This is a genomic window from Paenibacillus sp. FSL H7-0703 (assembly GCF_038003485.1).
GTDB lineage: Bacteria > Bacillota > Bacilli > Paenibacillales > Paenibacillaceae > Paenibacillus > Paenibacillus polymyxa_B.
In genome coordinates, this window is record NZ_JBBOPF010000001.1 from 4,260,715 (window position 1) to 4,278,046 (window position 17,332).

Consider the following 17,332-nt stretch of genomic DNA (forward strand, 5'->3'; position numbering starts at 1 on the left):
GAGGCCCCCAATGCTTGACAAAATAAAAGAGTTTGCATCCACTTTCTTCGTTACTGGAGATCCGATGATCTATGGAGCGGACGTCTCCATCGCATTGGCAACAATCGGGATCGTGTTTGTGCTCACTTATTTCAAAAAATGGGGCTGGCTTTGGAAAAACTGGTTGACTACCGTTGACCATAAAAAAGTCGGTATTATGTATATTCTTGCGGCCATCTTGATGTTATTCCGCGGAGGCGTGGATGCATTATTGATGCGTGTTCAACTGGCTACACCGGATGTTACACTACTGCATCCTGAGCATTACAACCAGATTTTCACAACACATGGCACGATCATGATCCTGTTTATGGCGATGCCGTTGATGTTTGGTTTGTTTAACATTGCCGTACCACTTCAAATTGGTGCGCGCGACGTTGCGTTCCCTTTCCTGAACGCATTGAGCTTCTGGCTTTTCTTTATGGGAGCGATGTTGTTCAACCTGTCCTTCGTTATCGGTGGTTCGCCAGACGCAGGTTGGTTGAGTTATCCACCGCTTTCAGAACTGCAATTTAGTCCTGGCGTCGGTCAGAACTTCTATATCTGGGGTATTCAGATTTCGGGTATAGGTTCATTGGCTACGGGTATCAACTTTATTGTTACTATTATTAAAATGCGTGCACCTGGTATGACTTGGATGAAAATGCCTGTCTTTACGTGGTCCGTATTTTCGTCATGTGTTATTATCATTTTCGCATTCCCGATTCTGACGGTTACTTTGGCATTGCTGTTCCTTGACCGCTTCGGAGGAGGACACTTCTTTACGCTTGATTTCGGCGGTAACCCGATGATGTATATCAACTTGATCTGGATGTGGGGTCACCCTGAGGTATACATTGTAGTTTTGCCTGCCTTCGGTATTTATTCCGAGGTTATCAGCGTATTCTCCAAAAAGAAATTGTTTGGATACAAGTCCATGGTTTACGCCATGTTCATTATTGCGATCTTGTCCTTCTTCACCTGGGCGCATCACTTCTTCACGATGGGATCAGGAGCAGATGTTAATGCATTCTTTGCGATTTCGACGATGGTTATCGCAATACCGACAGGGGTTAAAGTATTTAACTGGCTGTTCACGATGTATCGGGGTAAGATTACATTCAAGACTCCTATGATGTGGTCAATTGCTTTTATTCCGAACTTCTTGATTGCTGGTTTGACGGGCGTCATGTTGTCTGTAGCGCCTGCTGACTTCCAGTTCCATAACAGTTACTTCCTGATCGCTCACTTTCACTCCGCTCTGATTGGTGGTGTAGTGTTCGGTTACTTGGCAGGTCTGTACTATTGGTGGCCTAAAATGTTCGGTTTCACATTGCCTGAAACGCCTGGTAAATGGGCTTTCTGGTTCTGGAACATCGGTTTCTATGTATGTTTTATTCCGCAATATTCTCTCGGTCTGATGGGTATGACGCGTCGTCTGAGCACTTACGGCTGGGATACCGGCTGGCAGCCGCTTAACCTCGTTTCGACCGTTGGGGCATTCTTGATGGGGATTGGTTTCTTGTTCCAGGTTCTTCAAATTCTTTTGGGCATCAAGAATTACCGTAAGCTGAAGGATACAACAGGCGATCCTTGGGGTGGCCATACGTTGGAATGGTCGATTCCTTCACCTGCACCGGAGTACAATTTTGCTACCATTCCACAAGTAGAAGAACGTGATGACTGGTGGGCAGAAAAAGATAAACGTGCAAAAGGTATTTTCAGAAAGCAACCGCCAATTGAAGCGATTCATATGCCGAAGAACTCGGCGATTCCATTCATTATGTCGGTATTCTTTTTCATTGCAGGTTTCGGGTTCGTATTCGGATGGTCGTTCTTCTATATTCCAGGACTGATCGGTGTGGCAATTTGTATGATTTGCCGTTCGTTCTTCTCCTATGATGGCGACTACTATATCCCTGCGGATGAAGTAAAACGCACGGAAGCGGCAATAAGGGGGTCTGTATAATGGCACAAGCTGCAGCACACCAAAGCCATGATCATGACCACGGGCATCACGATCCGCAAGAATTGAAGATGCTTGGTTTTTGGATCTTCCTCGTAACGGACGTAATCCTGTTCAGTACCTTGTTCGCAACCTTCGTCGTCCTTCGGAACAACACAGCCGGAGGACCGGGTGGCGCAGAGCTGTTTAACATGACGGGCGTTATTGTTGAAACGTTCCTCTTGCTCACGAGCAGCTTCACAAGTGGTCTGGCTGTGTTGGCCATGAACAAAGGAAGCATGAAGGGATTAATTAACTGGTTAATCGTGACGGCGATCCTGGGTCTTGGCTTTATCGGTTTTGAGGTTTACGAGTTTGTTGAGTTGGTACACGAAGGAGCCAATTTTGGAACCAGTGCGTTCTTGTCGGCATTCTTCACTTTAGTCGGAACGCACGGACTTCACGTTTCGTTAGGTCTGGTTTGGATGATTGGACTCATGTTCCAGTTGAAAAAACGCGGGCTTACACCAGAGACGAAGGGGAAAGTTTCGGCATTGAGCTTGTACTGGCACTTTTTGGACGCTGTCTGGATCTTCTTGCTGACAGTCGTCTATTTGATGGGGGTGATGTAGATGGCACAGCATCAAACAGGAGCGGGTTCGCATGGTCATGATGATTCTCACGGTTCAGTGAAATCCTATGTTATCGGGTTTATTCTGTCCATCGTACTGACCATCATTCCTCTCGGTGTGGTTATGAATCATATGTTGAGCCGCACTTCGACCATGGTTGTTATTTTAGCCGCGGCAGTGCTGCAATTTCTGGTTCAGCTTTTCTTCTTCATGCACATTCGTGAGAGCAATGGACCGCGCTGGAATGTCATGACTTTGATTTTCGGGGTAGTTATCCTGTTGACTGTTGTTGGTGGTTCTGTATGGATTATGGAATACAACATGGTAGCACACTAATAAGTTGAAATTTTTGCAAAATCACTCAAGTACAAACGAATTAGGAAAGAGGAAGCGGACTTAGAGCCGCTTCTTCTTTTTTTGTGTAGCTTATTAAAATAAAAACTGTGGCTTCTTGAACTCAAGTTTACATATGTGTAAAATGGAATTGTATAACAGTAGAGTGAAAACGATAATACTAGTGGAGAGCGGAGGAAAAAGTAATGAACACAGAATTACTGTTTAAACCTTTTAAGTTAGGTAATTTATCTCTTCCCAATCGGATTGTTATGGCGCCAATGACACGGAATTTTTCTCCTCAAGGTATTCCAGGGCCTGACGTGGCTGCGTATTATCGTCGCCGTGCCGAAAATGCAGTTGGATTGATTATTACAGAGGGGACTGCTATTAATCATCCCGCAGCTGTGGAGCACACAAGCATTCCTAATTTTTATGGTGAGGGATTAAAGGGGTGGGCCAAGGTAGTTGAGGAGGTTCATGCGGTAGGTGGCAAGATTATACCGCAGCTCTGGCATGTGGGTGCGGCCCGTAAAATAGGTGCAGATAATCAACCGAATCCCGAGGCATTGCCTGTCGGTCCATCCGGTATCTCTCCCGCCGGCGAAAAGGTGGTTGAGCCATTGACGGAGGCTGAGATTGCGGATATTATTTCAGCTTATGCACAGGCCGCTGCCGATGCCCAGCGAGTGGGTTTTGACGGTATTGAGCTTCATGGAGCACATGGCTATTTAATCGATCAATTTTTCTGGGACAAAACCAATAAGCGCACCGACCAATACGGAGGCAACTTGGTCCAGCGTACTCGGTTTGCGGTGGAGGTCATTGAGGCTTGTCGTCGTGCAGTAGGACCGAATTTCCCAATTGTATTGCGATTCTCCCAGTGGAAGATGTACCATTATGAAGAAAAGCTGGCCCAAACACCACAGGAACTTGAACAGTTTCTCACTCCATTAGTGAAGGCCGGGGTGGATGTATTCCATTGCTCAAGCCGCCGTTTTTGGGAACCGGAATTTGAAGGGTCTGATCTAAACCTGGCAGCTTGGACCAAAAAGATAACAGGCAAGCCAGTGATTACTGTGGGCTCGATTGGTTTGGAGAAGGCGTTTTTGAGTGATTTGGAAAATAATAATCGTCAAACCGATCAATCCAGTAGTGTAGAGGCAAGATTAGAACAACTCGTGGGGCAAGTAGAACGAGAGGAAGCTGATCTGGTTGCGGTTGGACGTGCTTTGCTGGTTGATCCAGCGTTTGCGGTGAAGTTACGTGATCAAAAAATAAATGAAATTATTCCTTACAGTGATGAAGTATTAAAAACGTTGAATTAAGCTTTATTAAGCTCTAAGTAGTGTAAAGCTGTAGTGTTAGGCAAGCATTGAGACTTGGAAGTTTTCTGTTACAGGGCAAGCTGTAATATAAGCTATTCGTAAACTCTACGAATTTGCTATAATAGGAGCATCAAGTCGAAATACACGGGGTGAAAAGGATGAATTCTGAAACGGAAGCTTTGGATTGCGAGCCGGCTTGTCACGGTTCAGATCAGGAAATTGAGCGCATAAAATCTTCCCTTGTTGAGGATTCCATCGCATACAAAATGTCGGAGCTGTTCAAAGCACTGGGTGACCCGACACGAATCAAGCTGATTTATGCCCTGGCACAAAAAGAACTGTGTGTTCATGATCTGACCCAGGTGTTGAACATGGGACAATCTGCGGTATCCCACCAGCTTCGTTATTTGCGCAACCTGCGTATTGTCAAACGACGCAAAGAAGGCAAGACGGTGTTTTATTCACTGGATGATAATCATGTGGAGCAGATTTTTTTGCAAACCCATCAGCACATATCACATCAATAATTTTTGGGATAAAACAACAGAGGGCGCCAAGCGATTGGCGCTCTTTTGGCGTTTGTCCGTTGAAGTCGATTTTTTTGTTAAAAAAGGGCTATAGTCATTGACTTTTGACCCTGATCCTGAATATAATGGCCTTAACAAATAATATATGAACAGTTGCTCATATATAGTTAATTGGAGGCCAATGATTATGGATGCTCTAAAAAGAACGGAACGGCATGAATGGATTTTGGAAGGTTTGGATTGCGCCAACTGTGCTCTAAAGATTGAAAATGGAGTCAGTAAAATAGAAGGGGTCCTGGATTGCTCGGTCAATTTTGTTACGAAAACGTTGACGATGACCACAAGTTCGGATCAAAAAGAAGAGGTTTTTCGCCAGACTGAACGGAAGGTTCAAAGACTCGAGCCGCATGTTCGAATGGTTGTGAAAAATGCTCGTGGCCGCCTGCATGAAGACAGTCGAAGCAATGCTGGTGCAGTACAGTCAGACTGCACAGATGATTGTGCATGCGGTCATAAACATCATAGTGAAGGTGAAGGGCATACACACGAGGTCGAGCAACATGCGGCTCACAGCCACGCTGATCATCATCATGGAGCACATGGCAAGCAAGCCCATACGCACGATGGACACAACCACGGCGATCATGGACACGAGCATCACAACCACCATGCAGAGCACGAACATGGTGAAGCCAACCACGCTCATTCACATTCGCATGGAGATGATGGCCACGCTGGGCATACGCATGATCACGGTACGGACGGTATGCGCCGCATGATTGCGCGTTTGGCTATTGGTGCGGTCGTTGCGGCTATTGCCTGGTGGTTACCTGTCGAAGGTGTAGGCAAGCTGGCCCTATTTTTACTGGCATATATCATCGTTGGCGGTGATGTTGTCTTGCAGGCTGCACGCAGTTTAGTGCGTGGAATGGCCTTTGACGAATACTTCCTGATGACGCTGGCTACTGTTGGTGCATTTGCCATTGGGGAATACCCGGAAGGCGTAGCTGTCATGTTCTTTTATCAAATCGGAGAGCTGTTTCAAGGCATCGCAGTTAACCGTTCACGTAAGTCCATCAGTGATCTGATGGATATTAGACCGGACTATGCCAACCTGAAGACGGCTGAGTCCTTACGGAGAGTGTCCCCAGAAGACGTTCGCATTGGGGATTTGATTGTAATTAAGCCGGGCGAGAAGATCCCGCTGGACGGTAAAGTTATAGATGGTAAATCGCATGTGGATACCTCTGCGTTGACTGGTGAATCCGTGCCTCGTACCGTAGAGCCGGGAAGCAACGTGTTGAGTGGATTTATCAATACGAACGGACTTCTAACGGTAGAGGTTGGCAAAGAATTTAGTGAATCGGCGGTCTCGAAAATTTTGGAATTAGTGCAAAATGCGAGTGCCAAAAAAGCGCCGACTGAAAAGTTTATCACGAAATTTTCCAGATACTATACTCCAGTAGTGGTTATTGTAGCGCTGTTGTTGGCGGTTGTTCCACCGCTTGTTGTGCCAGGTGCACAATTTGCAGATTGGGTATACCGTGCGCTTGTTTTCCTCGTTATTTCTTGTCCTTGTGCGCTGGTAGTATCCATTCCACTGGGCTTCTTTGGGGGAATTGGGGCAGCCTCCCGTTCAGGTGTCCTGATCAAGGGCGGGAACTATCTTGAAGCTCTGAATCATGTGAAATACGCTGTTTTTGATAAAACAGGCACACTCACCAAAGGTGTTTTCCGTGTAACAGGGATTTATCCTGCCGGAGATTTTACAAACGAAACCTTGCTCGAAACCGCCGCTTTGGCGGAGCTGCATTCCACACATCCTATTGCTGCTTCTCTGCGTGAATCCTACGGTAAAGAACTCAGAGCAGAACGGGTTCAGCAATATAGTGAAATATCCGGTCACGGGATTCAGGCACAAATTGATGGTCGTCTGGTATCAGCCGGAAACGCCAAGCTGATGGAGCGGGAGCATGTGGCTTTTAACGTGGCGCAGCAAGCAGGGACGCTGGATGAAGGAACGGTCGTACATGTGGCTGTAGACGGAACGTATGCCGGGTGCATTCTGATTTCAGATGAGGTTAAGGAAGACGCAGCCCAAACGGTTGCTTCACTGAAAAAGTTGGGTGTGGTGAAAACCATCATGCTGACGGGTGACAATCGGATTGTTGCCGAGGCCGTAGGACGACAGTTGGGTTTGGATGAAGTACGGGCAGAACTGTTACCTCAGCACAAAGCCGAAGCCATCGAGCAGTTGTCTGTAAGTAAAAAAACGAGCGACAAAATTTTGTTCGTAGGCGATGGGATTAATGATACACCCGTACTGGCGCTGGCAGATGTCGGTGTAGCGATGGGCGGTTTGGGATCGGATGCTGCGATTGAGGCGGCAGATATCGTAATTATGAACGACGAGCCTTCAAGGCTGGTTACGGCGATCCATATCGCCAAGCGCACACGTCGTATCGTATGGCAAAACATTATATTTGCGCTAGGTGTCAAAGCAGTGTTTCTTACGCTGGGAGCATTCGGTATTGCTACTATGTGGGAGGCTGTATTTTCCGATGTAGGTGTAACATTGCTAGCCGTATTGAATGTGATGCGTGTATTGAAGGTTCGTTCTTACGAGTAAAAAAATAAACACCCCCGGGTTAACATCGGATGTAGGCATCCTGTGAAGACCGGGGGTGTTTATTTTATAGGTTCCTTTTTCGAGTGGTCTTGTACCAGCAGGATAGAGATTTATTTTGGGATGTAGGGTAGTTGTGCCGAAATGTATAAATGTGTGGCGTGCCTAATACGTTAAGGTAGGGGCTTTACAAGTAAGGCCCATGTAAGATTCGGTTGCTCCATTATGGGTAAGCGTTTTCTTTATTTGGAGGGGTAGTCGAATTCGTGTGTGCCAACTTGCTGACGGAAGAAAGGATGGATTAATAGCATGGAGGCTAAACTGATGCATGTATTCGCAGAGCTGTTGGGTGGCAAAAATAGCCGGGATCTCAAAGTTCCAGAGCCGGGTATGGAGGCTGCTGCACAGAGGTTGGCTATGGAGACGCTAAAGGCAGGCAGCCATGAAGTATCTGCTACGCAGGAGGAAGATCCGTTGGGCTGGCTGGTTGGTTTAGCTGAGCAGGGCGTAATCAGTCGAGCAGAGGCTTTGATGGCTGCGAATCCGGAATTACTTGAGGAAACGATGCTGAATAACGGCAACGATATTGGGCAAGCAATGGGTACACTCCTAAAATGGAGCGATGAATACAGGCGCACCTCCATACGGATTTATGCCGATGCTCCTGCAAGTTTGAGTCGTATAAGCACAGAGACAGCATCAGAAATAGGCAGTTATGACGGTTATAGTCTTCTGCATGGTCCCTTGTCACTGGCATCTGGCCGTGTAGGGAAACTATGCTATGCCTATCTGGACGTAGCAGAGTCTGGACAGACGATTCATGCCCCTGACGGGGAGCCCGATCCCATCCTTATTCCCGGTTCACGTGCATCTGACACGTACAAAACCTTTAACCAGGCATCTGGCCTGCCTGGATTGTGTGAGCATTTGTCCCGTCGAATTATCAGTTTGCTGGAAACACAATATGAAAGCTTATTCGAGTCTTTGAACGGATCACCACTCACTATAGCCCTAATTGAGCAGAACAATGCAGTGGGTATTGGAAGCTTGCAAGATATGCAGCTGGAGGCATTACTGCGTGCGGCGTTGCGGAGCGTGCGGCAGGGGGGAGAACCCAAGCTGGAGATTATAGTGCGCAATCCGGCTGACGTGGACGAATTCCGGGCAACGCGAGACTGGATTGACGGCGTTGCAGAGCAGACTTTATGCGGGCGTCTTCGGTGCATTCCATATCGGGTAGGTGTGCTTTTGACAGTTGACCCGTCTTTGGTGCCTAACGTAAACCAAACAGGGAACAGGCAAGCCGCACGGTCGGGGGAGTCAGCCAATTCCAATAACATGTCCGAAGTGAGCGTACGACAGATCAAGCAGGTAGCTCAAGCTGCAGATCTGGCACGTTTTGCCGATACGGTCATCTTAGAAGTCATACCAACTTCATCCGATGGCATTAGGGCTGAGGATCAGTTGATTCCATCCGGTGTCGATGGTCATGAGAATAATAGTGATACGATAAAATGCATAATGGAAGCTGTTCGACGTGTAAAGCCTGAGCTTCCTTTATGGGTAGCAATAGATGAAATTAACCATTCTCTGGATAGAATTTCGATCTTGGAGAATGAGTTGACGGGGGTCATTTGCCCGGACACAGCGGTTCCCACTGCACGCCTTGCGGCTGCGCGTTTGGGATTGCAACAGCCCGGAGATCGTCAGCACACTTCAGGAACTGCACACAATCATGCGTGGAAGTTTCCTTTAGCCTGAAGATAACCGGAATTCTTGGAATAGGATGCTTTAAATATGGAGGATACCTGCGGTGTTTGCGCGGGTATCTTTTTTTATTTAGGCCATTGCTGGTTTACAAGTGGAAAAGAAAAGGTATATAATAAAACAAAAGTTTCGCTAATCCAAAATAATTGTATAGATGCAAAAATGATTATCATTCTCATTGTCAAACATGCTGCTTCGGACTTCCCGAAGCAGCATGTGCTATTTTAGGGCACTTAACAATGGATATCATTCTCAATGAAATGCTAGTACAAGGAACAAAATATGGAAAGGAACGTGACATGATGCAAGCTGCTCAACGATTACAAGATACATTGTCTCCCTCTAACCGAACCCTTTCAAAAAACAGTGGCAGCGGACGACCCGGTCCGAATCGCAAGCCGCAATTTCAGCTTAAAAGCATGCTGAAAAATAAGGAGATGCAAGCTGCTCTAGGTAGTGGATTGCTGATGCTGATGGCATGGGGAGTCTCACATTGGTGGCAATGGCTATCGGTCATTCTGTATGTAGTGTCCTATGCCCTTGGGGGCTGGTCCAAAGCCAGAGAAGGGGTCGAAACACTGATCCGAGAACATGATCTGGATGTTAATCTGCTCATGATCGCTGCCTCCCTAGGAGCTGCGGCCATTGGCTATTGGAATGAAGGAGCCATGCTGATCTTTATTTTTGCACTCAGCGGTGCGCTGGAGAGCTATACCACCGAGCGTAGTAGTAAGGATATTTCTGAGCTTATGGCGTTGAAGCCGGAAACGGCTTTGCGCTTGTCTCGCGAGGGAACGGAAACGGTCGGCATTGAGCAGCTGTTGCCAGGCGACCTGCTGCTGGTGAAGCCGGGCGAACTGATTCCGGCGGACGGCCGAATCTCCAAGGGCGTTTCGGCAGTGAATCAGGCATCAATTACCGGTGAATCTGTTCCGGTAAATAAGGTGGAAGGTGACGAAGTATATGCCGGCACCATCAATGGAGAAGGCGTGCTATATGTAGAGGTTAGTCAGTCCTCAGAGGACACTTTATTTTCAAAAATCATTCGTATGGTGGAAGAGGCCCAGACCGAAGTTCCCGATTCCCAGCGGTTTATTAAAACGTTCGAATCGGTGTACGCCCGAATTGTTGTTGCTGTCACGCTGATCGTCATTGCCGGTGCACCCATAGCATTAGGCTGGACGTGGGCAGCAGCGTTCTACAAGGCTATGGTGTTCCTCGTCGTGGCCTCACCCTGTGCGCTCGTGTCATCCATTATGCCAGTGATGCTATCGGCCATTTCCAACCGTGCCCGACGAGGCATCCTGTTCAAAGGTGGTGCACATGTGGAGAATATGGCATTGACTTCTGTTGTTGCTTTTGACAAAACAGGCACGTTAACGATGGGGTCACCTGTCGTCACGGATTGGATTACCGCCGCAGAATACGATGCCGATGAGCTATTGCACATTGTTGCTACAATTGAAAGTTATTCTTTGCATCCGCTGGCGCGAGCGATTGTAACCAAAGCGGAAGCTGAATTGGGACAGAGAGATCTTCTCCCAACCGAGCAAGTGCAGGCACTCACCGGATGGGGAATGGAAGGCATCATAGGCGGGGTGAAGTGGAAAATCGGTCGTACAAATGTACTGGATGGACCTGGTTCTCTGGCAGAGCCAGATTGGATGGAGAGTCGGGCCCGGCTGGAAGCTGAGGGCAAAACCGTATCCATTATCCTCACGGATGATCAGATTGCCGGGATGCTGGCACTACGCGACGAGCTGCGTCCGCAGGCCCAAGAGTCCGTGAAACGCCTGCAAGCGCAGGGGATCCGGGTCGTCATGCTGACCGGAGACCGCCCAGAAACGGCTGCTGTGATCGCGGAGCAGGCCGGAGTCGACGCCGTATATGCTGGCTTAATGCCGGAGGACAAAGTCAGCCATATTCGCATGCTGCGGGAGCAGTACGGGCATGTCGTCATGGTCGGCGACGGTGTGAATGACGCTCCAGCGTTGACTGCGGCAACCGTAGGACTAGGCATGGGGATGCATGGCAGCGGAGCAGCGCTAGAGGTCGCTGACGTGGTATTGATGAACGATGGAATCGAGGAGATCGCTCCGACGATAGCACTGGCGCGCAAGGCGCAGCGGGTGGTCAAACAAAATATGATCTTCGCGGTAAGTGTCATTTTGCTGCTTGTGATCAGCAACTTTGTGCAAGATATAGCCCTGCCATTTGGGGTGATTGGACATGAAGGCAGCACATTACTTGTCATTTTGAATGGCCTGCGCTTATTGCGGTCATAGGACTAATAATCACAAGATGACAAACAGAAAGGAGCATTCATACCTCTTAAAATCCAAGGGGTGAATGCTCCTTCTTTTACAGTACCAGCCTGTCTGAAAGGCAAGTTCATCTTATACCTCTTGTTCGCCAACGCTGTACGTCTATCTTCGGCGCGGCGTAGACCGTCGCAAGAACAAGGAAAACAATAGCCCCGCTAGTGCAATCCCTGTAGCAATGATGAAGGCATCATTAATGCCATGGATCGTTGATTCTGTAACGGCACTTCGGTACACCTGTTGTAGCGCCAACGATGAACCACTTTCTGTTGAAATGCTCGCTGTTTGCGCGAGGGTTTGTCCCAACTGTGCTACCCCTTCGGTTAAAGGAACATTGGCGGTGGTAGCGACATTCGCATAATCCGCTACATGAATCGTGGTCCGGCTACTCATTACAGTTATGAGCCAAGCGGTACCGATAGACCCGGCAATTTGCCGTACTGTATTGGACATGGCTGTACCATGGCTGCCGAGATGGGGAGGCAGCTGGTTTAACCCTTCTGTCTGGACGGACATCATCAGCAATGACATTCCGAAGCTGCGAATCGTATAGATGATCATAATATGTCCGTAGGTGGTGGCATCGGTCAGCAGACTGAATTCCCATGTCGTGACTGCCGTAATAATCAGTCCAATGATCGCCAACGGCCTTGCGCCTATACGGTCAAATACTGCCCCTGATATCGGTGACATCACACCCATCAGCAGTGCACCCGGCAACAGCAGCAGACCGGATTGCAGCGGTGTAAAGCCGCGTATATTTTGCAAATAGATCGGTAGCAGCAGCATCCCGCCAAACATCGTCATGTTGACGGTAGCCCCAACTAAGGTCGATACAGTAAAAATATCATATTTAAACACACGGAACTCCAGCATCGGCTGTACCATATTCAGCTCGCGCACGATAAACAATACAATAAACACAACCCCGGCAGCGAGTGTAAGTATTACCGTATTGCTATCCCAGCCCTTGTCTCCAGCTGAACTAAAGCCATACAGCAGGAAGCCAAAGCCCAGTGTGGAAAAGATGGTTCCCAACAGGTCAAAGTTCGGTTTTGTTAGCTTGGATACATTTTTGAGCCAGCGTATGGCAAACAGAATATCAATGATTGCCAGCGGAATAACGAGTAAAAATAGCAGTCGCCAGCTGTAATGCTCCACAATCCAGCCGGATAAAGTTGGTCCAATCGCCGGGGCAAACATCATGGCGATCCCCATGGTACCCATGGCGGCGCCCCGTTTTTCCGGAGGAAACACAGTCAGGAACACGTTCATGACTACAGGCATGATAATGCCTGCTCCGCTGGCCTGAATAACGCGTCCAACCAGCATAGGCGCAAAGCCGGTACTGGCAGCGCAGACGACAGATCCCGCAGTAAATAACCCCATCGCGGAGATGAATAGCGCACGTGTTCCGAATGACTCAATCAGAAAAGCGGTGATAGGAATCAAAATCCCGTTGGTTAGCATATATCCGGTGGATAGCCATTGAACGGTCGTGGCAGACACATTGAAATCATTCATCAAGTGTGGAATGGCCACGTTAAGCAGCGTTTGATTCAAAATCGAAATGAAGGCGCCTAGCAGCAGCACGGACAGAATACGTCCGACGGACATTTTTTGATCCATGACAGCCTCCTACTTGTGAACTCTGATGGTCGCACTCATTCCCGGGATAATACCCAGCCCCTTGTAACCTTGAATGGAAATGTTGACAGGCACGACCTGCGTCACCTTGGTATAGTTGGCAGTGGTATTGGAAGTGGGCAGTAAAGAAAAAGTCGATGCGGTTGCCAGGCCGATTTTTTCGAGTTTACCGCTCAGAGACGTATCCGGGTAAGCATCAATATATACATCAACCGTCTGTCCTACCTGAAGATCCTGTACAGCCGTTTCATCTATATTGGCAGTAATCCATAAATTGTTTAGATCAAAAGCCTTCGCTAAAGGTGTGCCCGCCCCAACAATCGAGTTGTTGACCGCAGATTGCTGCACGATAGTACCATCGGTTGGAATCGTAACGCTAATTCGGCTTCCGCCTCCCTCAACACTACCAAGTGTGCTTCCAGCAGTGTAGGTTTTGCCAACTTCAGCATTCCAGCCTGTGAGCTTGCCCGCGCCTGGAGAGGCAACGGTAACCGCTTGTCCGCTCACTTGCGCATTATCGGTTTTTATGTAGTTGGCGGATTGATTGTAGTAATAGGCGGCGGCTCCACCTCCTGCCAGAATAATGATAATCACTAGCAGGTTGACTAATATGGCGCGTGAATTCATGTGTAACATGCCTCCCTAGTTCTTGGATTTTCAAAGTATGCGTCAAACGTTTCATAATATTCAGTTGGATTTTGGGCAAGGTTAAGAGCGCATGCGAAAAGATGATTTTGCTGACAAAGGATGATGCGCATAATGACGACCAGAATCATGATTGTATATGACAGTGAAAATGGGCATACCGAACGTCTTGCTCACTCGATCGCAGAAGGAGCACACCTTGAGCACACAGAAGTGTTGTTAAAGCATGTGAATGAGGCTGATGTGAATGAGCTAGTGAGTGTGGACGCGATTATATGGGGCTGCCCAGGCCATTTTGGTACGATCAGCAGCGGTCTGAAAAGCTGGATTGATAAGCTGGGGTATCTGTGGGCACAGGGCAAGCTGGTGGATAAAATCGGCGCTGTGTTTTGCACAACCGCTACCGTTCATGGTGGATTGGAATCCACGCTTCTAAATTTGATTACTCCGATGCTTCATCAAGGCATGATTATTGTAGGACTGCCCGCTAATATTACGGAAAATGCGTTATACGGCTCCTATTACGGCGTAGGGATAACATGTCCGGTGGAGACAGACCCCAATGGACCGCCTAATCTTCCAACGGGTGATGATCTTGCACTAGGTCGCTCTTTGGGCAAACGGGTCGCTGAGATAGCGGGACGGTACCGTAGCGCTGAAAGAGAATAGGAGGCCGCCGATGACCATTGCTTTTATCGTAGTAGCTGCGGTTGCCTTTATTTTTTTGCTGGTATTTAATACGAAGATGACGCGCAAGTCCTCTCCCAAGACTCGGCCCACCGAAGAGGATACACGGCAAAGAAGCAAACGTCCTTATCCTGTGCAGGTGGAACCCGAGGTGCGTGAATTGACAGATCAAACGCGAGAGATGCAGCATAAAAATCTCGACGTCGAAGAACACCATGCCGAGGAGCATCGCAATATGCCTGATATCCAGACGGATAAGAAGGTGGAAAAGGATCGCGAGAATATCAAAGATGCTTACGGAGATCAGGATTATCGTGCGGCTTTACGTGGTTTTGCCAAAAAGGACGAAGAAAAGGATAGACGTTCCCAAATATCCAATGGAGAGAAGGAGACTCACAAAAGTGAGGACGAGCAGTACCGTGAAGCACTGCGCTCCATGAACCAAAAAAAATGAGGTATCTCCATGTGAACATGCTAAAAAGGCTACTTATCTGTCTGGATTACAGGCAGAAGGCAGCCTTTTTGTGTTGCTCGGCTATAGCCATTCGGTTAGCCCAATCATCGTAATTAAGCCGAGAATAAAAGAGAATGTGGCGATCCGCTGGTTGCCATCCCCGTGACTCTCGGGAATCAGTTCCTTGTAGACGATAAACATCATGGCTCCGGCGGCAAAAGCAAGGCCGTAAGGTACCAGTCCGTTCACCCAGCTGCTCAAATAAAAGCCGATCAGACTCGTTATGATTTCCACGGCTCCAGTGAGGGTAGCAATGCCCAATGCCTTGAAACGGCCGATATTTTGATTCACAAGGAACAACGCTACGATAAAGCCTTCCGGGGCATTTTGCAGGCCGATAGAGAAGGCGATCAGATTGCCGAGATTGTGAGTTTCACTTGCATAGCTGACCCCAACAGAGAGTCCTTCTGGCAAATTGTGCAATGTAATAGCTGCGATAATGAGAAAAGATTTGGACTCCAGTTGAAAGGTCTTGGAGTCTGGGTCCTCCAAATCCGCATGGGGAATGTACATTTCCATCACCAGTAATACGAGACAGCCGAGCAGGATTCCCGCAGTCAGCACGAACCAATTGGAATGCTGGATTGCTTCGGGAATGAGGTTATACACGGATGCAGAGGTCATAATTCCTGCGGCATAAGCCAACAGAACATCGCGAAGCCGATGCGTGATATTGCGCATAAACAGTATGGGCACGGCGCCGAGTCCAGTGGACAGGGCAGAAATAAAGCTACCTACAAAAACGTCATTCATAATCGGGATAATCCCTCCATACCTGATTTATCTTTAAGCTTCGCTTCATGAAAACTTCATTTGACTGTTTACAGCTATTTCCGCATAATGAAATTAGGATTTAGAATCAGTCTAAGTCATAAGAAGCTACAAAACAAGTGATTCGTTTTTGCAATATCCGGGTGTCCGCATTTTGGGATAAGCTTCTGGTGGAATTACTTTTAGAGTATATGCAGTTGCCCAGCACCCGGTGCTGAAAACTCGTTATATAATACTTATGATATTTTAGGAGGAACCAAGATATGTACAAGTCCATTATTATAGGTACCGGCCCTGCCGGTTTGACCGCTGCAATTTATCTGGCACGCGCTAACATGAGCCCACTGGTGATCGAAGGACCACAGCCAGGCGGACAGTTAACTACGACTACGGAAGTCGAAAATTTCCCAGGTTTTCCTGAAGGAATCATGGGACCCGATTTGATGGATAATATGCGTAAGCAAGCGGAGCGTTTTGGCGCTGAATTCCGCACCGGCTGGGTAAACAAGGTAGACACAACGGCTCGCCCATTTACATTGGATGTAGAAGGTTTGGGTGAACTGGTTACTGATACACTGATTATTTCCACAGGGGCGACTGCCAAATATCTGGGTATTCCCGGTGAACAGGATAATATCGGACGTGGCGTAAGCACTTGCGCAACATGCGACGGCTTCTTTTTCCGTGGCAAAGAAATTGTTGTCATCGGCGGTGGAGACTCTGCCTTGGAAGAAGCCAATTTCCTGACTCGTTTTGCTTCCAAAGTAACGTTGGTGCATCGTCGTGAAGAAATGCGCGCCTCCAAAATTATGCAGGATCGTGCTCGTGCGAACAACAAAATTGAATGGGCGCTTAATCGTACTCCTGTAGAAGTGATTGCGGACGAGAACGGAGTCACTGGCTTGAAAGTACTGAATAATGCAACAGGTGAAGAGGAAATCATTACAGTTAGCGGCGTGTTCGTGGCGATTGGTCATCATCCGAATACAGGCTTCCTCGAGGGGCAAATTACAACGGATGCGAACGGTTATATCGTCGTAAATCCGGGTACTTCCGAAACAAACGTGCCTGGCGTATTCGCTTGTGGTGACGTACAGGATACTCGCTACAGACAAGCGATTACCGCAGCAGGTAGTGGCTGCATGGCTGCTATGGACAGCGAGAAGTACATCGAAAGCCTGGAGCACAGCGCACTGGCCCTGTAATGATCCTTGGAAATATGAATAAATATGTTGTAACAAAATAAATGATGAGGTGATATTCATGGAAAAAGCAATAGTATACACATCTACAAACTGCCCGCATTGCCGTCAAGTAAAAAGCTATTTGAGTGAAAAAGGCGTAGAGTACGAAGAACGCAACATTGAAACCAATGAAGCTTTTGCACAAGAGGTTTGGGATATGGGCATTCGTGCCGTTCCATTGACTTTGATCGGAGAAGAACGTATTTCCGGTATGAACAAAACCAAGTTTGAAAAAGTATTGAACGCTTAATCCAACCTAAGAGCAGACAACGGTCCTGTGGATCGTTATAGGGTATAGATAAGGCCTCCATCGCAGTTACATACTGC

Annotated in this window: 15 protein-coding genes; 12 read left to right on the forward strand and 3 right to left on the reverse strand. The window is 47.8% G+C overall.

From position 1 onward, the window contains the following. Positions 1-10: 10 nt before the first annotated feature. The 8 genes from MHB46_RS18845 (at position 11) to MHB46_RS18880 (ending at position 11,461) form a co-directional block, all read left to right on the forward strand. The gene (locus MHB46_RS18845; RefSeq protein ID WP_013311982.1) at positions 11-1,987 is read left to right on the forward strand and encodes a cbb3-type cytochrome c oxidase subunit I; all 1,977 of its coding nucleotides are present in this window, start codon (positions 11-13) and stop codon (positions 1,985-1,987) included. Beyond that, on the forward strand, positions 1,987-2,595 hold the full coding sequence (cyoC, locus tag MHB46_RS18850; protein ID WP_341163100.1) for a cytochrome o ubiquinol oxidase subunit III: 609 nt from the start codon (positions 1,987-1,989) through the stop codon (positions 2,593-2,595). The genes MHB46_RS18845 and cyoC overlap by 1 nt, the downstream gene beginning before the upstream one ends. Next, entirely contained in the window at positions 2,596-2,931 is a 336-nt protein-coding gene (cyoD, locus tag MHB46_RS18855; RefSeq protein ID WP_013311980.1) for a cytochrome o ubiquinol oxidase subunit IV, read from the forward strand. A gap of 203 nt (positions 2,932-3,134) precedes the next feature. Further along, positions 3,135-4,256, forward strand: a complete 1,122-nt coding sequence (locus MHB46_RS18860; protein ID WP_341163101.1) for an NADH:flavin oxidoreductase — start codon at positions 3,135-3,137, stop codon at positions 4,254-4,256. A gap of 158 nt (positions 4,257-4,414) precedes the next feature. Next, the gene (locus MHB46_RS18865; RefSeq protein WP_007432172.1) at positions 4,415-4,783 is read left to right on the forward strand and encodes an ArsR/SmtB family transcription factor; all 369 of its coding nucleotides are present in this window, start codon (positions 4,415-4,417) and stop codon (positions 4,781-4,783) included. Between the two features lie 187 nt (positions 4,784-4,970). Then, complete coding sequence (locus MHB46_RS18870) at positions 4,971-7,412, forward strand: heavy metal translocating P-type ATPase (protein WP_341163102.1); 2,442 nt, start codon at positions 4,971-4,973, stop codon at positions 7,410-7,412. 306 nt (positions 7,413-7,718) lie between these two features. Beyond that, complete coding sequence (locus MHB46_RS18875) at positions 7,719-9,170, forward strand: PEP-utilizing protein (protein ID WP_341163103.1); 1,452 nt, start codon at positions 7,719-7,721, stop codon at positions 9,168-9,170. 308 nt (positions 9,171-9,478) lie between these two features. Continuing rightward, complete coding sequence (locus MHB46_RS18880; RefSeq protein ID WP_341163772.1) at positions 9,479-11,461, forward strand: heavy metal translocating P-type ATPase; 1,983 nt, start codon at positions 9,479-9,481, stop codon at positions 11,459-11,461. Positions 11,462-11,602: 141 nt separating this feature from the next. Here MHB46_RS18880 and MHB46_RS18885 read toward each other — a convergent pair whose 3' ends face one another. Both MHB46_RS18885 and MHB46_RS18890 read right to left on the reverse strand, forming a co-directional pair. Further along, the gene (locus MHB46_RS18885) at positions 11,603-13,126 is read right to left on the reverse strand and encodes a DHA2 family efflux MFS transporter permease subunit (RefSeq protein WP_165179334.1); all 1,524 of its coding nucleotides are present in this window, start codon (positions 13,124-13,126) and stop codon (positions 11,603-11,605) included. Between the two features lie 9 nt (positions 13,127-13,135). After that, positions 13,136-13,771, reverse strand: a complete 636-nt coding sequence (locus tag MHB46_RS18890; protein WP_103050342.1) for an HlyD family secretion protein — start codon at positions 13,769-13,771, stop codon at positions 13,136-13,138. Positions 13,772-13,903: 132 nt separating this feature from the next. Here MHB46_RS18890 and MHB46_RS18895 point away from each other — a divergent pair, with 132 nt between their 5' ends. After that, a complete protein-coding gene (locus MHB46_RS18895; protein ID WP_341163104.1) occupies positions 13,904-14,458 on the forward strand; it encodes an NAD(P)H-dependent oxidoreductase in 555 nt (184 codons plus the stop codon). A 10-nt stretch (positions 14,459-14,468) separates the two neighbouring features. Further along, on the forward strand, positions 14,469-14,930 hold the full coding sequence (locus MHB46_RS18900; RefSeq protein WP_341163105.1) for a hypothetical protein: 462 nt from the start codon (positions 14,469-14,471) through the stop codon (positions 14,928-14,930). 81 nt (positions 14,931-15,011) lie between these two features. Here the strand turns inward: MHB46_RS18900 and MHB46_RS18905 are convergent, their stop codons facing one another. Then, on the reverse strand, positions 15,012-15,743 hold the full coding sequence (locus MHB46_RS18905) for a ZIP family metal transporter (protein ID WP_013311970.1): 732 nt from the start codon (positions 15,741-15,743) through the stop codon (positions 15,012-15,014). A gap of 281 nt (positions 15,744-16,024) precedes the next feature. Here MHB46_RS18905 and trxB point away from each other — a divergent pair, with 281 nt between their 5' ends. Together trxB and MHB46_RS18915 are read left to right on the forward strand one after the other, a co-directional pair. Continuing rightward, positions 16,025-16,966 carry a thioredoxin-disulfide reductase gene (gene trxB, locus MHB46_RS18910; RefSeq protein ID WP_023990316.1) on the forward strand — a complete coding sequence of 314 codons (942 nt, stop codon included), beginning with the start codon at positions 16,025-16,027 and terminating at the stop codon, positions 16,964-16,966. Positions 16,967-17,024: 58 nt separating this feature from the next. Next, a complete protein-coding gene (locus tag MHB46_RS18915; protein ID WP_007432162.1) occupies positions 17,025-17,255 on the forward strand; it encodes a glutaredoxin family protein in 231 nt (76 codons plus the stop codon). Positions 17,256-17,332: the final 77 nt, after the last annotated feature.

Coding starts and splice junctions, on each gene's coding strand:
- MHB46_RS18885 (WP_165179334.1), bottom strand. CDS start 13,126: ATGGATCAAAAAATGTCCGTCGGACGTATTCTGTCCGTGCTGCTGCTA.
- MHB46_RS18865 (WP_007432172.1), top strand. CDS start 4,415: ATGAATTCTGAAACGGAAGCTTTGGATTGCGAGCCGGCTTGTCACGGT.
- MHB46_RS18905 (WP_013311970.1), bottom strand. CDS start 15,743: ATGAATGACGTTTTTGTAGGTAGCTTTATTTCTGCCCTGTCCACTGGA.
- MHB46_RS18890 (WP_103050342.1), bottom strand. CDS start 13,771: ATGAATTCACGCGCCATATTAGTCAACCTGCTAGTGATTATCATTATT.
- MHB46_RS18880 (WP_341163772.1), top strand. CDS start 9,479: ATGCAAGCTGCTCAACGATTACAAGATACATTGTCTCCCTCTAACCGA.
- MHB46_RS18915 (WP_007432162.1), top strand. CDS start 17,025: ATGGAAAAAGCAATAGTATACACATCTACAAACTGCCCGCATTGCCGT.
- MHB46_RS18875 (WP_341163103.1), top strand. CDS start 7,719: ATGGAGGCTAAACTGATGCATGTATTCGCAGAGCTGTTGGGTGGCAAA.
- cyoD (WP_013311980.1), top strand. CDS start 2,596: ATGGCACAGCATCAAACAGGAGCGGGTTCGCATGGTCATGATGATTCT.
- MHB46_RS18900 (WP_341163105.1), top strand. CDS start 14,469: ATGACCATTGCTTTTATCGTAGTAGCTGCGGTTGCCTTTATTTTTTTG.
- MHB46_RS18860 (WP_341163101.1), top strand. CDS start 3,135: ATGAACACAGAATTACTGTTTAAACCTTTTAAGTTAGGTAATTTATCT.
- MHB46_RS18895 (WP_341163104.1), top strand. CDS start 13,904: ATGACGACCAGAATCATGATTGTATATGACAGTGAAAATGGGCATACC.
- cyoC (WP_341163100.1), top strand. CDS start 1,987: ATGGCACAAGCTGCAGCACACCAAAGCCATGATCATGACCACGGGCAT.
- trxB (WP_023990316.1), top strand. CDS start 16,025: ATGTACAAGTCCATTATTATAGGTACCGGCCCTGCCGGTTTGACCGCT.
- MHB46_RS18845 (WP_013311982.1), top strand. CDS start 11: ATGCTTGACAAAATAAAAGAGTTTGCATCCACTTTCTTCGTTACTGGA.
- MHB46_RS18870 (WP_341163102.1), top strand. CDS start 4,971: ATGGATGCTCTAAAAAGAACGGAACGGCATGAATGGATTTTGGAAGGT.